We start from the raw sequence: 15,614 nt of genomic DNA on the forward strand, positions 1-15,614 counted from the left end.
GATTCGCAGAATCCAGACCTACATCGCCTCGTTGACAAAGTCTCCTCTCGGTCTCGAGGAATTCGTTTTATCTCATGCTGGACAGGTATTGGCCTGCCTCGCCTCTGGACCGTGCTTCCTTGCCTACTCTTCGGCCGACAGCACATTGCGCGCGGCATAGAGTTCCGCCGTGAAATCGGTGATCAGAGCCGCGTTGATGCCGTCTGGCGGTCGCAGGATCAGCGCTCGGAAATGGACCGCCGGCTCGAATGGTGTCGCGATAATGCCAGCGATCATGCGGTCGGCGATAACGGACGGATTAACCAGGCCGATTCCCATGCCTCTTGCAGCAAGAATGGCGATCGTCAGGCCATAGGGGGTCTCGATCAGGATGCGCGGGCGCACGCCATGCGCGGCGAAGACCTTGTCCATCGCAACCCGCACCGTGTCCTCCGGTGACAGTGCCAGGAACGCCTCGTCGGCGAGATCGGTTGGCGTGATCACCGCTTTCTCCGCCAGTCGATGGTTCTTCGGCATCACGCAAACCGCGCGCGGCGTGTTGAAGACGCTGTGGAGCACACCGCTCGTGTCCACCTCGTCAGCGGCGAGCCCGATGTCGAAACTGCCTGAAGCCACCAGATCGCGCACCACATTTGAGGTGCGCACCTGATAGCTGATGCGCACCTGCGGATGCTTGCGCGAAAAGGCCACGATGGCGCGCGGCACTAGCCCATGCCCCAGTGCCGACAGGCTGGCGACACGGATCGTCCCCGTGCCCACTTCCTTGATCTGGGCCGCGCGCAGCTTCAGCCGGTCGAGACCGACCAGATTAGCCTTCACTTCTGCATGGAAAAGTTCGCCTTCGCGCGTGGCTACCAGCCTGCCGCGGATGCGGTCGAACAACTTGAAGCCGAGTTCGGCCTCTAACTTCGCGAGCGAGCGGCTGATCGCTGGCTGCGAGGTGTCGAGCAGCGTTGCGGCAGCGCCAGCGCCGCGTGTGATCATGATTGCGTTGAAGACATCGACGTCGTGCAGGTTCATGGATAAGCCATATCAAAAACGGATGAACTTTATCGTTGCGGTCATAGATAGCAATGGGCGAGATGGCTATGGTTTGCCTATGACCCAGCGCGACGACACCTCCCATGTCCATCCTCCCAAGCGTTCGCAAGAGCCATTCCAGTCGTTGGCGATGCCTGTTGAGCGTGCGTCGACCGTCATCTTCGACGATCTGGAATCCTTCGAACGTCGCGTCGCGCGTCTGTATGACGGCTTCAGCTACGGGCTCTACGGCACGCCGACCAGCCGTCAGTTGGAGGATCATATCGCCATGCTGGAGCACGCGACGCGCGCGCTTATCGTCCCTTCTGGCATGGCAGCCATCGTGCTGGCGACCATGGCCACCTGCCGCGGCGGCGACCGGGTGCTGATGCCTGAAACACTTTACGGTCCGGCGCGCGACATGATGGCCCGTTTTCTGGGGCCGCTCGGCATCCACGCCGTTTCCTATGATCCCCGGCTCGACGCTGGAATAGCTGCGCTGCTTGACGACACGACACGGCTGGTGTGGGTGGAATCGCCGGGCTCGACCACCTTGGAGGTGCAGGACGTGCCGGCCATCGTGGCAGTAGCTCACAAGGCCGGCGCATTGGTGGCGGCGGACAATACCTGGGCTTCGCACCTGCTGTTCAAGCCGCTCGACTACAACGTCGACATCTCTATGCAGGCGCTTTCCAAACATGCCGGCGGCCATGGCGATCTGCTAATGGGTTCGCTCGCCGTGCGTGATGAGGCTCTGTTCCGGCGCCTCAAGGATACGGCGCGATTTCTCGGTTACGGCGTTTCGCCAGAAGACTGCGCGCTATGCGAGCGCGGCTTGATGACCATGCCGGTGCGCATGCGACACGCCGACGCCACGGCCCGCAGCATCATGGAGTGGCTGTCAGGGCGGACCGAAATCGCCCAGCTCCTTCACCCGTGCCTGCCGGACCACCCCGGCCACGCTGTCTGGAAACGCGACTTCGCCGGTTCGGCGGGTGTGTTCTCCTTCGTGCTACGGCCGGAACTGGCCCCGCTCCAATCGAAAGTTCTCGCTCGCATGCGCCTGTTCAGGCTGGGCGCGAGCTGGGGCGGTGTGCATTCGTTGATCTCGGTCAGCGATCCGCGAAGAGACCGGCCCGCCCCCGATTGGCTGAAGCGTGGTCCGGTCTGGCGCCTGTCGATCGGCCTCGAGGCACCCGACGACCTGCTGGCCGATCTTTCCCAAGCCTTCGACCTTTTTGCCGAAGGCCGGCGGAACGGAGCTGCCTTGGCCGATGCCAAGGCTGCCGAGTGACAAGAAACTCAACAAACAAGGGGAATAACGATGAAAACCAGAAGTTTGAAATGGATCACCGGTATCGCGATCGGGCTAGTGGGTCTGGCCACCGGCGTCGGCGACGTGTCGGCGCAGGCCGTCGTCAACAAGATCAAGGAGCGCGGTTATGTGAGCTGCGGCGCCAGCCAAGGCGTGCCAGGTCTCTCGCGCCCCGACGAGAAAGGCTATTATCGCGGCTTCGATTCCGACATCTGCCGCGCGTTCGCGGTCGCTATCCTCGGCGACAAGGATAAGATCCGCTATGTGCCCCTCAACGCCGGCCAACGTTTCCCGGCCCTGCAGACGGGCGAGATCGACATTCTATCGCGCACATCCACCATCACGTTTACACGGGACACGGTTGTCCGTTTTGTCTGGATCAACCTCTACGACACGGACGGTGTGCTGGTGCGCAAGGCCGACAACATCACTGAGCCGAAACTGCTCGACGGCAAGACCGTCTGCCTGCAGGGCGGCGGCTCCCTGACCGAAAAGGCCATTGAGGAGACCGAGGAGGAATTCGGGATTTCCATGAAGAAGGTCTACTACGACTCGACCATTCAGGCGCGTGACGCCTTCTTCGGTGGTCGTTGCGACTCCTACGTAACCGACGGCACCGCCGCGGCAGGCCAGCGTGCCTCCGTGGCCAAGAATCCGGACGACTACGACATCCTCAAGGTCGGCCACGCCGCTGAACCCAATGGCGTCGCTGTCGCGCGCGGCGACGACCAGCTCTTCGACGTGGTGCGCTGGACGATGAACGCCCTGTTCTGGGCCGAGGCCAACGGCATCACCGCGCAGAACGTCGATGAAAAGCTCGCTGCGGGCAATCCGGAGATCAAACGGGTGCTTGGCGAAGAGCCCGGCTTTGGCGCGCCGCTCGGGCTGGACGACAAATGGGCCTACAACGTCATCAAGCAGATGGGCAACTATGCCGAAATCTGGGACCAGAACCTGGGCAAGGACAGCACGCTCAAGGTCGAACGCGGCATGAATGCGCTGTGGAAAGACGGCGGTCTCAACTATCCCTTCCCATGGGATTGAGCCTTGGTCGGGGCGTGCCGGGCGCGCGCCCCTTCCCTTCAATCGATGAACCGAGGCCGGCATGTTAAGCGACGCCAAGACCAGATCGATCATCATTCAAGGCATGTTGGTGACGGCTGTCATCGCTTTCGCCGCGCTGCTGGTCTCCACCACCTTCGCCAATCTAAAGGCGCGCGGTATCCCGATTGGCTTCGATTTCCTGACGATGCCGTCCAGGATCATCATTTCCGAGGCCATCCTCACCTATAAATCGCGCGATCCCTACTTTTGGGCGATCGTTGTCGGGCTGGCCAACACGGTCTTCATTTCCGCTCTTGTCATCTTCTTCTCCTCCGTCCTTGGCCTCGTCGTCGGCATCACCCGGCTGAGCAGCAATCCCCTGGCAGCCGGTACCTGCCGTGTCTGGGTTGAAATAGCCCGCAACTCACCGCCGATCGTCCTTCTGATTTTCCTCTATTCGTTGTGGTGGAAGGTTCTGCCGCCGGTCGGCGAAGCGCTGAATCCGCTGCCCGGTGTTTACGCATCCATGCGCGGCTTCGTCGTGCCGGCGATCAGCATCGACATCGGCATGACAGGCGCGCTGATCATCCTGTTCGCCCTGACGCTCGCCGCGCTCGGCTACGGTCTCGCCCGGAGTGGTCGCTTGCCGCCTTTGGTTGTGCCGGCAATCCTGGCTGCCGGCGTCGTGGGACTGTGGCTCGCCGATATTCGCTTCGCCGTCGATTTCCCGGTCTTCACGGGTTCGAACTTCCGGGGCGGCAGTGAACTGACGCCCGAGCTCAGCACCATCCTCGTCGGCCTCACGATCTACACCACCGGTTTCGTGGCCGAGATCGTACGCGGCGGTGTTCTGTCGGTCGGCCGCGGCCAGTGGGACGCCGGCCATTCGCTCGGCCTGTCACGTGGCAAGATCCTGCGGCTGGTCGTCATCCCGCAGATGCTGCGGGTGATCGTCCCGCCGCTCAACAGCCAGTACATCAATGTCGTCAAGAATTCGACGCTGGCGATCGCCGTCGGCTACCCGGACTTCCTCGCGGTGATGAATACCATCATCAGCAAGTCCAGCCATTCGATCGAAGGCGTCTTCATCATCCTCGGCGCCTATCTCGCCCTCAATCTTACCCTGTCGAGCGCGGCCAACTGGTACAACCGCCGCATCGCCATCGTGGAGCGGTGACCATGGCCATGTCCCTTCCCATGTCCTCCGAGGCAACGCCGGGCCATTTCCGGTTCATCGGCCTGCGGCGCCTCGCCAAGCTGTTGTTCGGCACACCGCTCAACGCCGCGCTCACGCTGCTGTTCGGCGCGCTGCTCGTCGTCACCGTACCGCCCATGCTGCGCTGGCTGGTAATCGATGCGGTGCTCTTCGACCCCGACCCGAATGCCTGCCGAGCAGCCACCGGCGCCTGCTGGAGCTTCATTTATGCCAAATCCGGCCAACTTCTGTTCGGCATCTATCCGTTCGACGAACGCTGGCGCCCAGCCATTGTTTGCCTGCTCATTCTGGCGCTGCTCGGCTGGTCGGTGCGTCCGGCGAGTTGGACGTCACGACTGCTGGCGCTCTGGGTGGCGGCGTTCGCTTTGATCTTCTGGCTGATGGGGGGAGGCTTCGGACTGGCCGAAGTGCCGACTTCATCCTGGGGCGGTCTGCCGGTGACGCTGATCTTGACCGTCGTCGCCATCGGCATCGCCTTTCCGGTCGGCATCCTGCTCGCGCTGGCAAGGCGCTCGACCCTGCCGGCCGTCCGGGTCGGCGCGGTGGTGCTGATCGAATCCGTGCGCGGACTGCCATTGCTGTCCATCCTATTCGTGGCGTCGATCATGATGCCGCTGTTCTTGCCCGAGGCGCTACTGCCCGACAAATTCGTGCGCGCGCTTGTCGCGCTCACCATCTTCGCGGCTGCCTATCTCGCCGAAGTGATCCGCGGCGGCCTGCAGGCCATCCCGAACGGGCAGTATGAGGCGGCGGCGGCGCTCGGCCTGCCCTTTTGGCACACACAACGTCTGGTCATCCTGCCGCAGGCCATTCGGGTGGTGATCCCTGCGCTCGCCAACACCATCATCGTCATGATCAAGAATACGAGCCTTGTCCTGGTCATCGGGCTGTTCGACCTGATCAGTTCAGGCAAGGCTGCACTGGCCGACCCCGAATGGCCGTCGCCGGCGGCCGAGACCTTTCTCTTCATTGGCGCGATCTTCTTTGCGCTGTCCTTCTCCTTCGCCCGCTTCGCCGATTTCCTGGAGCGGCGGGGCCCGGCCGCTCACTAGGAATGCTACAATGTTGACTTCCGTATCCGCCATCCGGCACGTTCCGTCCCTGCCCATGACAAACGATCCCACCGCCGTCGAGATGGTCGGCGTGAACAAGTGGTACGGGACCTTCCACGTACTGAAAAATATCGATCTCACCATCCAACGCGGTGAAAAACTGGTGATCTGCGGACCGTCTGGTTCAGGCAAATCGACCATGATCCGCTGCATCAATAGACTGGAAGAGCACCAGCAGGGCCGCATCGTCGTGGACGGTATTGAACTGACCGGCGACCTGAAGAAGATCAATGAAATCCGCCGCGACGTCGGCATGGTGTTCCAGCACTTCAATCTGTTCCCGCACCTGACCGTTTTGGAAAACCTGACGCTGGCGCCGATCTGGGTGCGCAAGATGCGGCGCAAGGAAGCCGAGCAGGTCGCGATGCACTACCTCGATCGCGTGAAGATCCCGGATCAGGCGCACAAATGTCCCGGGCAGCTTTCAGGCGGCCAGCAGCAGCGGGTGGCCATCGCGCGCTCGCTTTGCATGAGCCCGAAGATCATGCTGTTCGACGAGCCCACCTCGGCGCTCGACCCTGAAATGGTCAAGGAAGTGCTCGACACCATGGTTTCGCTGGCCGAAGAGGGCATGACCATGCTGTGTGTTAGCCACGAGATGGGCTTCGCCCGACAGGTGGCCGACCGTGTCGTCTTCATGGACCAGGGTGAAATCGTCGAGATCAACACACCGGCCGAGTTCTTCTCAAGCCCGCACCACGAGCGCAGCAAGCTATTTCTGGCCCAGATCCTGCATTAGCTAACTTGTCGGGCTCAGTGTCGCCTATAGCCGTGGCCTGCTTGTGTCGGAGGCCACCAACTTCAAGATCTCCTCACGCTGCCCCATTGCCCGTTGTTGGCCGTGAGATAGTTTGGCGCCGGAAAGCGGACGGTGGGAGTAACAAGCGTGGCGCTATCCCGATGGTGCCGATTACAGCCGCGGCGCGTGCGCTCGAAGCGGGTGAGCCCATCGGCGCTTTGAAACGCGCGGCATTGGGCGACGATGCTCCTCCGCTCGCTTCAGGGTATCGCGATGGTCCAGCACGGCCGCTTTCTGGGGCGATGAACGCCGAGGTCCGGTCGGTCCAACGCTTTCGATCTTCGAACAGGAATGTTGCGCCCCGAAGAAACTCGGACTTGAGCGGCATGACGAGATCCTCTCAATCAACGTCGAGCGCGATCTCGCGCTCGTGAGGCTGAGCCTGCAGATCCCACCGCGCTATATGACCCACATGCTATCGTGCTTAAGAGTTGGCGGAACCTGGAAGATCGCTCAGAAGGTGATGACAATGGAAACACGCTGACGCGGGACCCATGCCTCAGTCGAGGTCGCGGCGGAGACCGCACAGGCCGGGATTCGACGACGCGCTCAGTCATCCGAGTCCGGCTGCATGACTTAGCGATCGGTAGCATGACTTCGCAGTGCGCTCGGGCTTTGGCCGTGCCAGCGCTTGAACGCCCGACTGAAGGCACTGAGCTCCGAATAGCCGAGCATAAGCGCGATGCTTGTCAGATCGTAATCGGAGCTCTCCACGTAGCGTCTCGCCGCGACCTGCCGCACGGACAGGACGAACTCATCATAGGCCACGCCGCAGTCCTTCAACTGGCGACGAAGACCATGCACCGTGAGGCCAACCCGCTTGGCGACAGCACCGATGGATGCATCGCCAACCTTGAACTGGCTCTGTATCACATGTGCGAGCAGACTCAGCCGGCTGTCCCGGTCGCTGCGCAGGTCGACTTCACGGTCCACCGAAGCGAGCTGATGGCGGATTAAGGCGCGAAACTCGGCGAAGGCGCGCGCATTTTGTTGGGGCATTGGCCGGTCGAGCAACGCCGAATCGATCAGGATTGCATTGATATTCTGATCGAAGACCGCCTCTCCAAAGACTCTTTGGTAATCCCTTCGCAAGCCGCCTTGCCCATGTTCGAAATGCGTTTCAGATGGCTGCCATGCGGGACCGAAAAAGTGCCGAATGAGGCCGCAGAGGGCAGCGATGGTCAACTCGGCGTCCTGATGCTTGTGCGAGATGCGGGCGTCACAGATCTGATATTCGAGCGAAGCGAAACCCCGATGGACAGTGAATTGCAGTCTCGAGTTTTCCTGGATCCAGCGGTAATTCTCCGCAAGCGCCGCCAGAGCATCGCGGACAGTCGGGGCACTGACCACCAGCTTGCTAACCGCGTTGAAGTGCTCCGGCGTCATCAACCCCTGTCCAAAACGTGCGCCGAAAAAATCGTCACCGGTCTCGCGGGCTGCGACGTCGAACAGCCGGCAATAATCCCCGAGTTCTAGACGCAGCAAGGGATCGGCGATCCTGGCCGGATCGACGCCCGCAAGTTCGAGGACACGATGCGAATTGACGCCGGCTGCTGCGATCGCACGCTCAACACCGCGCGCCGCAGCGGCCAGGATCAGCGGGTCTGCTACCGGCGAAACGGTCATTTGGCTCGACAACGGGAATCCTCTTGTCACCAGCCGGCATCAGGGCTTCGCACCGCCACGCTTGTTGGATTTTCTCGGCAGCCCTTGAGAAATGTCAAGCGTGGGCGCACACATTTTGGTGTTATGGCTCGTGCCTAGCGCGACCAAAACCGCACACTTTTGGGGGAACGCCAGGGGTGTGAACGACGGTCTATCCAAACGCGACCTCTTTGGTGTGATCGCCTTGTGCATGGCCAGCGGCACACTTGCAGGTTGATCCGCAACTGCGAAGGCAGAGCGAGCTGAAAATACGCTTCCGGAGGGTGGCCTTGTGATCGTGACATCCCACAGCGACAACGTCTTCAGTTGCAGGTCCGGAGGATGGCGTGTCTGGTCGCTCTCGGACGGCTACATCGAGATGCCGGCGGACCTGTTGCGGGACCCGCAGAATAACCCGGTGCCGCAAGCTGCGCAGGCAGGGCCGCTTCGCCTGTCTGTCAATTGCTTCGCCCTCGCAGGTTCAGGCGTTGACGGCGTTCTGATCGACAGCGGAGGAGGGGGCTGGGCTCCGACAGTAGGGCGTCTCGAGCAGACCATGGCGGAAGCCAGGATCGACCCGGCTTCGATCACGGTCTTGGCGCTCACCCACACCCATCAGGATCACGTGCAAGGACTTTTGACCCCCGACGACCGAGTGCTCTTTCCGAACTTGAAGGCGATCGTAATTCCCGAGGTGGCTGTCGAGCGCTTTTTCGCTGAGGCGCACCTTGCACAGTTCCGATCCCTGCTGAAGCCCGTCCGGAATGGCGACCAGGTGGCCGAGCGATTGAGGGCGGTCGCCCTGCCCGGTCATGCACCCGGTCATACCGGCTACGCGTTCGGCACGGACGAGGACCGTTTCCTGTTCTTCGGGGACGTCGTTCATGTGCCGCCTTTGCAGTTCGGCGACCCCGCGTTCAGTTGGGGCTATGACGACCATCAGGCGACCGCACGCGCAACCCGCCTCAAGGTTTTCCGTGACGCGTCCGAGGCGGGAACGTGGATCGCCGGCGCGCACCTTGGCTGGCCGGGCATCGGTCGCGTGGTGCGTAAGGGCGACGCATACGGCTATGAGCCGGCAGCAGGATGAGCGGCCGGACGGTGCGGCCGCGTGCCGATTCACCGCTGCTCCTGCACGTTCCGGCATGAGCAGATGCGCGAGTTAAATGTTTGCCCTGCCGCAACGCTCACGGCTCCCTGCCTCGCTTCGAGAGTTTGACGCGTGGGCGCGGCCGAGAATTAGTCTACTCTACTCGCTCAGCATCCAGTCAAAGGATAAGTGATAGAGCTGATGAATTGCCTTTCTGACAACAGGGGGAGCGTGGCTTGAATAAACCGACCAGGTCTTCCATGCCGTCCCGAAACGAACTGCTCAAACGCCTCTACGATTCGTTCAATAGCCGCGATCTCGAAGGGGCGCTGGCGGCAATGCACTCGGACGTCATGTGGGCGAATGGTCTCGATGGCGGCCATGTTCACGGGCACGACGAGGTTCGGGAATACTGGCAAGATCAATGGAAGAAGATGGATTCGCGTGCCGAGCCCCTTGAATACCACGACAATTCAGACGGGACGGCGTATGTCGATGTCCATCTGACGGCGCGCGACCACGATGGCAAACTGCTGTTCGACACCCAGACCCGGCATATGTTCCGATTCGAGGGAAGCGTGATCCGTCGCTTTGATATCGGCTGACGGACCTTGGCCTGGCCCGCTCGGGGTGGGCTTTGCGGGAGACGGGATCGCACGTGCAGATGGCTGGCGCTCGCGCAGCCAATGCGCTGGGGCTGTCGACTCAGGTTCCGGCAAAAGAGCACCTATTTGATCGACTGCCCCTCCCGCCGGGCGTGCTGGGCAAACGCGTGGTCGATCTCCGTCACGCTTCGCCAAGCACCTCATTGTCCGCCCGGCACCGTGGTTCAGGCTACCGGCTCATTGTTTTCGCGGGTTCAGCCGTGGAAAAGGTGGCTCGGGGTGGAGCAGAGTCGTGGGCCTTCCATGAATGCGGATTTCTGCATCGCCTACATCGATTTGATCGATCACCGCCGAATAATCGAGGCGGAACTGTATCTCGCCCGAGAGCACATTCGCGCTGCGCGCATGCTTTCGACGAACGCGGCGCTCTTTTCATCCGCATTGAGAAATCTTGCATTTGACGGATGCAGTGGTGCTACGCTTGCGGAGCCCCAGGGTGTCTCCACGCGGCAATCCTTCGTGGTGAGCCGATGCTATTGTGCAAGTTTCGCAGCACTTCGGGTGGCTATATCGCCTAAGACAGCATGAAGAAAAGTTCCAACTTCCTGTTCGGCGGGCCCGGGTGCAATTCCTGATTCGGACAGTTGAACGAGAATTGCGGTTCTGCGCCAGAAGGCATTCGCGTCCTCCCCGTTCTCGGATTCCAGGAGGTGGCCGCTTCGCGCCGATCTCGGACGTCGAGATCAGCTTTGCCGCCTCCTGAAAGCCGATGTCCGAGTGACCAAGTTGACGGTCTCTCTCGCGCTAAAAGCAGCCATCAAAGGGTGACAGGTCAGCGCTATTTGTCACCTGTCCAAAATCTGCCCCTGCTGATACCCGGCGCTTGCATACATGCCTGTGGTTCTGAATTCTGTCGGACTGACCCCGAAGCCACGTCGGAATACCTTGGCGAAGTAGTTGGGATCTTCGAAGCCGCACATGCCGGAAATATCCTTCACCGGAAGGTCGGCGGACATGGTCAGTAGCTTTGCTGCGCGGTCGAGGCGTCTGTTGAGGACGAACTCAGCCGGAGGAATACCTTCATGCGCCGCGAACACACGCGAGAAATGCGCGCGACTGAGACCGGAAAGCCGCGCCAGCTCATCGACCGGCAACGGCAGATGCAGATGCGCACCGATATAGTCAGTCACCTGACGCACTACCGAATTCTCCGCCACGTCATTTCCGTGCAGTTGGAACACGTCGTCATAGAGTGCCATGGCCGCCTCGTAGGAAATTGCCGAGGCGCGCGCCGGCGTTGAGCCGTCACCTTTGACCAGCCGGTAGGCGCAATCGGCCAGATTATCGACGGTCGCTGCCCGCAGGCTGAACACCGGTCCTTTCGTTGCTAGGACCTCTCTATGGATGCGCAACGCTTCCGCCCCATGCATCGATATCCAGAAAAACTCCCAGCGCCCGCCCTTTTCGACCCAGTAGCGGTGCGAATGTGGAACAACCAACAGCATCGTCTCGCCCGGAGCGATGCGGTAGGACCTGGTTCCGTAACGCAGGTTTCCGGCGCCGCTGATGGTGTGCTGCATCACTGTGAACGGCGTCTGCCCGCGCCTGCGGCCATCCCAGCTGTAGCCGGCATCCGTTCTCACGTCGTAGCCGGTGCTCGTCGGCATGGTGTGCAATCGCTGCCGAGCGCGCGGCAGAGAAATCATCTTCATCACTGGTCCAAGGTCGATGAGTTTTTGCAGCACAAAATTACCCTACAAAGCACATCTACGCCCTACCGGAGGGACGTGATGTTGCGCATATTGACCAAAAATAAAAGAGATGAGGATGAAATCCCGGTAGCACGCCGCTTGGTTGCGTGTCTTCCGAATAACACGCCTAGACCGGATTTCCACGAACCGATTTTACCTATCGGTCCAATCCGCTTGCGGAGAAGGTTCGAATGAGCAGATTTAAGATCGCAATTATTGGCGCGGGCAGCGTCGGTTTCACCAAGAAGCTGTTCACGGACATTTTGTGTGTGCCGGAGCTACGCGACATCGAGTTCGCACTGACCGACATCAGCGAGCACAATCTCAAGATGATCGAGTCAATTCTCCTGCGGATCGTCAAGTCGAGCCAGCTTCCTGCACGGGTGACCGCGACGACGGACCGCCGCAAGGCGATCGAGGGCGCGCGCTACATCATTAGCTGTGTGCGCGTCGGAGGTCTCGCCGCCTATGCCGACGATATCCGCATCCCCCTGAAATATGGCGTCGACCAGTGCGTCGGCGATACGATCTGCGCCGGTGGCATTCTCTACGGCCAGCGCAACATCCCGGTCATTCTGGATTTCTGCAAGGACATTCGCGAACTGGCCGAGCCGGGCGCGAAATTCCTGAACTATGCCAACCCGATGGCGATGAACACCTGGGCGGCGATCGAATTCGGCAAGGTCGATACGGTCGGTCTCTGCCATGGGGTCCAGCATGGGGCAGAGCAGATCGCCGAGATTCTCGGCGCCGGGGAAGGCGAACTCGACTATGTCTGCTCCGGCATCAACCACCAGACCTGGTTCGTCGACGTTCGCGTCAAGGGCCGCAAGATCGGCAAGGATGAGCTCGTCGCCGCCTTCGAGGCGCACCCTGTCTTCTCGCGGCAGGAGAAACTCAGGATCGACGTGCTGAAGCGCTTCGGCGTCTATTCGACCGAAAGCAACGGCCACCTGTCGGAATATCTACCCTGGTACCGCAAACGGCCTGAGGAGACTGCCAAGTGGATCGACATGTCGGACTGGATCCACGGCGAAACCGGCGGTTATCTGCGCTATTCGACCGAAACCCGGAACTGGTTCGAAACCGAGTTCCCGCAATTCCTCGAAGATGCGGGAAAACCCATCGATCCGGGGCGCCGCTCGAACGAGCACGCCAGCCACATACTGGAGGCGCTCGAGACCGGTCGGGTCTATCGCGGGCACTTCAACGTCAAGAACGGCGGCGTCATCACCAATCTTCCGTCCGATGCAATCATTGAATCGCCTGGTTTCGTCGATCGCTTCGGCATCAACATGGTGGCCGGCATCACGCTTCCGGAAGCCTGCGCCGCGACCTGCATTTCGTCGATTAATGTCCAGCGCATGTCCGTCCACGCGGCAATCTCCGGCGACATCGACCTCCTGAAACTGGCCGTACTGCACGATCCGCTGGTTGGCGCCATCTGCACGCCGGAAGAGATCTGGCAGATGGTCGACGAGATGGTTGTGGCGCAAGCGCAATGGTTGCCGCAATACGCCCATGCGATCGACGGCGCCAAGGAGCGGCTGAGCCGCGCGACGGTAAAAACGCGGGAATGGAAGGGCGTCGCCCGCCGCGAGGTTCGCTCGATCGAAGAGATCAGGGCCGAAAAGGAAGCCATGAAATTGCGCGTGGCCGGCTGAGTTATTGGCTGCGATAAGCCAATGTTCCGGAAAACCGGGCGGACAGGATCGCGCCTCGGCGAATGCGCCCTGGCAGCACGGCACTGTCATCTGAGAAAGCGGAATACCGCTTCGTTCGATGCTTGTAGGAGGAGAGCCATGCCATCGCGGCAGGCCCGAAGCATAAGGGAGAAACCAGGACAATGAACATTTTTTGCTGCATGAAAACCGTCGCCGCGCTTCTGTTTGGCGTATCGGCGTTCGCGATCCAGGCCTCGGCCTCCGAGCCGACCATCGTGCCGGAACAGCCGCCGTTTCCGGCGCAAGGCAAGATCACTTACGTGCCGCGCGATTCAATTCTGGAATTCAAGGCGCTATCCGAATATCGCGAGCCGGAGTGGGTCACCGAAAAATTCGTCAAGACCGGGAAACTGCCTCCGTTGGCCGAGCGGCTGCCGAAGGAGCCGATGGTCTTCAACACAGGCAACATGCCCGACGGGACAGGTGTCTATGGCGACACGATGCGCCACGTCATCGGCGGTCGGCCGGAAGGCTGGAACTACAGCGCCGGGCAGACGCAAGGCTGGGGCGGCATTGACATTGCGATGTTCGAATGCCTGACGCGCACCGCGCCGCTCTTCCAGGTCGATGCCAAAGACGTCGAGCCGCTGCCCAACCTTGCCAAGGGCTGGGAGTGGTCGCAGGACGGACACACACTGACGATGAAGTTGATCGAAGGCGCAAAGTGGTCCGACGGAGATCCCTTCGACGCCGATGACGTGATGTTCTATTGGGACGACAATGTCGTCGATCCGAACGTCTCGCCGCTGAACGGTGCAACACCGGAAACGTTCGGAAAAGGCACCACCCTGAAGGCGATTGACAAATATACGATCGAATGGACTTTTAAGGACGCGTTCCCGCGCCAGCATCTCTATGCGATGGCCTACGGAACCTTCTGCCCCGGCCCCTCGCACATTTTGAAGACCAAGCATCCGAACTATGCAGGCACCACCTATGATGAGTACAAGAACGGCTTTCCGCCGGAATACTTGAATATGCCCGTCATGGGCGCCTGGGTGCCTATTGAATACCGTTCGGACGACGTCATCGTGCTTCGCCGCAATCCTTACTATTGGAAGGTGGACGAAGACGGCAATCAGCTGCCCTATCTCAACGAACTGCACTACAAGCTTTCGACTTGGGCCGATCGCGACGTGCAGGCGATCGCCGGGTCCGGCGATTTCTCGAACCTGGAGCAGCCGGAAAATTTCGTGGAATCGCTGAAGCGCGCCGCACAGGAAACGGCTCCCGCGCGGCTGGCCTTTGGCGCCCGGCTGATCGGCTACAATCTGCGCATGAACTTCTCGGCCAATGGCTGGGGTGAGCCGGACGAGCGGGCGCAGGCCGTACGCGAGCTCAATCGCAACGTCGATTTCCGTAAGGCCGTGACCATGGCCATCGATCGCGAGAAACTCGGCGAATCCCTCGTCAAAGGTCCGTTCACGGCGATCTATCCCGGCGGCATTTCCTCTGGCACGAGCTTCTATGATCGCGCCTCGACAGTGTACTACCCGTTCGATCTGGAAGGCGCCAAGGCGCTGCTGGAGAAGGTCGGGTTGAAGGACACGGACGGCAACGGCGCCGTCAACTTCCCGGCCGGTACAGCTGGCGGCTCGGACGTACAGATCGTGCTTCTCGTGAATTCCGACTACAGCACCGATCGCAATCTCGCGGAAGGTCTGGTCGGCCAGATGGAACAGCTTGGCCTCAAGGTCGTGCTGAACACAATCGATGGCGCGAAGCGCGACGCAACGCAGTATGCCGGGCGCTTCGACTGGCTTGTTCGCCGCAATGAACAGGAACAGACCTCGGTCGTGCAGAACACGACCCAGCTTGCCCCGACCGGCCCGCGTACGAGCTGGCATCACCGAGCAGGGAAGGACGGGACGGTCGATCTGATGCCCTTCGAGCAGGAGATGGTGAACATCGTCAACAAGTTCATTTCCAGCAACGACAACGACGAGCGGACCGAACTGATGAAACAGTTCCAGAAGGTCTCGACGTCGAATCTCGATACGATCGGCCTTACGGAATATCCGGGCGCGCTCATCATCAACAAGCGTTTCTCCAACATTCCCGAAGGCGCCCCGATCTTCATGTTCAACTGGGCCGAGGACACGATCATACGCGAACGGGTCTTCGTCGCCGCCGACAAGCAGGGCGACTACGAGCTGTTCCCCGAGCAGCTTCCGGGCAAGCCCGGTGAAGGCGGTCCGATCAACTGACCGCAGTCGATTTCTCCTCCGGCGGGCATCCGCCGGAGGGGAGGTTCCGAATTGAACCGTGGAGATACCGCGCCTCGTGAAGGAGCA

The 15,614-nt window shown here is 60.8% G+C and carries 13 protein-coding genes and 1 pseudogene; 11 read left to right on the forward strand and 3 right to left on the reverse strand.

Features of this window, described 5'->3' with window-relative positions:
• Positions 1–123: 123 nt before the first annotated feature.
• Positions 124–1,020, reverse strand: a complete 897-nt coding sequence (locus IQ26_RS11220; RefSeq protein WP_145716806.1) for a LysR family transcriptional regulator — start codon at positions 1,018–1,020, stop codon at positions 124–126.
• Between the two features lie 79 nt (positions 1,021–1,099).
• Between IQ26_RS11220 and IQ26_RS11225 the strand changes: the two genes are divergently transcribed.
• The 6 genes from IQ26_RS11225 (at position 1,100) to IQ26_RS11250 (ending at position 6,990) form a co-directional block, all read left to right on the forward strand.
• The gene (locus IQ26_RS11225) at positions 1,100–2,314 is read left to right on the forward strand and encodes a trans-sulfuration enzyme family protein (RefSeq protein ID WP_145716808.1); all 1,215 of its coding nucleotides are present in this window, start codon (positions 1,100–1,102) and stop codon (positions 2,312–2,314) included.
• 30 nt (positions 2,315–2,344) lie between these two features.
• Positions 2,345–3,379, forward strand: coding sequence for a transporter substrate-binding domain-containing protein (locus IQ26_RS11230; RefSeq protein WP_145716810.1), 1,035 nt, complete (start codon positions 2,345–2,347; stop codon positions 3,377–3,379).
• Between the two features lie 61 nt (positions 3,380–3,440).
• Positions 3,441–4,556: an amino acid ABC transporter permease gene (locus tag IQ26_RS11235; RefSeq protein ID WP_145716812.1), complete on the forward strand. Its 1,116-nt coding sequence runs from the start codon at positions 3,441–3,443 to the stop codon at positions 4,554–4,556.
• Between the two features lie 2 nt (positions 4,557–4,558).
• The gene (locus IQ26_RS11240) at positions 4,559–5,647 is read left to right on the forward strand and encodes an amino acid ABC transporter permease (protein WP_240547063.1); all 1,089 of its coding nucleotides are present in this window, start codon (positions 4,559–4,561) and stop codon (positions 5,645–5,647) included.
• Positions 5,648–5,702: 55 nt separating this feature from the next.
• Positions 5,703–6,446, forward strand: coding sequence for an amino acid ABC transporter ATP-binding protein (locus IQ26_RS11245; protein ID WP_208760141.1), 744 nt, complete (start codon positions 5,703–5,705; stop codon positions 6,444–6,446).
• Positions 6,447–6,783: 337 nt separating this feature from the next.
• Positions 6,784–6,990, forward strand: coding sequence for a nuclear transport factor 2 family protein (locus IQ26_RS11250; protein WP_208760142.1), 207 nt, complete (start codon positions 6,784–6,786; stop codon positions 6,988–6,990).
• A gap of 92 nt (positions 6,991–7,082) precedes the next feature.
• Here IQ26_RS11250 and IQ26_RS11255 read toward each other — a convergent pair whose 3' ends face one another.
• Positions 7,083–8,132: an AraC family transcriptional regulator gene (locus tag IQ26_RS11255; protein WP_145716816.1), complete on the reverse strand. Its 1,050-nt coding sequence runs from the start codon at positions 8,130–8,132 to the stop codon at positions 7,083–7,085.
• 310 nt (positions 8,133–8,442) lie between these two features.
• Between IQ26_RS11255 and IQ26_RS11260 the strand changes: the two genes are divergently transcribed.
• The 3 genes and pseudogenes from IQ26_RS11260 to IQ26_RS41435 all read left to right on the forward strand — a co-directional run.
• A complete protein-coding gene (locus IQ26_RS11260; RefSeq protein WP_145716818.1) occupies positions 8,443–9,240 on the forward strand; it encodes an MBL fold metallo-hydrolase in 798 nt (265 codons plus the stop codon).
• A gap of 236 nt (positions 9,241–9,476) precedes the next feature.
• On the forward strand, positions 9,477–9,845 hold the full coding sequence (locus IQ26_RS11265) for a nuclear transport factor 2 family protein (protein ID WP_240547064.1): 369 nt from the start codon (positions 9,477–9,479) through the stop codon (positions 9,843–9,845).
• Between the two features lie 35 nt (positions 9,846–9,880).
• Positions 9,881–10,039 (forward strand): annotated as a pseudogene (locus IQ26_RS41435) (DUF6088 family protein); the annotation flags it as partial.
• A 651-nt stretch (positions 10,040–10,690) separates the two neighbouring features.
• Here IQ26_RS41435 and IQ26_RS11275 read toward each other — a convergent pair.
• A complete protein-coding gene (locus IQ26_RS11275) occupies positions 10,691–11,557 on the reverse strand; it encodes an AraC family transcriptional regulator (protein ID WP_145716885.1) in 867 nt (288 codons plus the stop codon).
• 230 nt (positions 11,558–11,787) lie between these two features.
• On the opposite strand from IQ26_RS11275, the gene melA reads away from it, so the two are divergent.
• Positions 11,788–13,260 (forward strand): alpha-glucosidase/alpha-galactosidase, encoded by a 1,473-nt coding sequence (gene melA, locus IQ26_RS11280; RefSeq protein WP_145716823.1) that lies wholly within the window; start codon positions 11,788–11,790, stop codon positions 13,258–13,260.
• Between the two features lie 182 nt (positions 13,261–13,442).
• Positions 13,443–15,527, forward strand: coding sequence for an ABC transporter substrate-binding protein (locus IQ26_RS11285; RefSeq protein WP_162457934.1), 2,085 nt, complete (start codon positions 13,443–13,445; stop codon positions 15,525–15,527).
• Positions 15,528–15,614: the final 87 nt, after the last annotated feature.

The organism is Mesorhizobium tianshanense (assembly GCF_007830515.1).
Taxonomy (GTDB): domain Bacteria; phylum Pseudomonadota; class Alphaproteobacteria; order Rhizobiales; family Rhizobiaceae; genus Mesorhizobium; species Mesorhizobium tianshanense.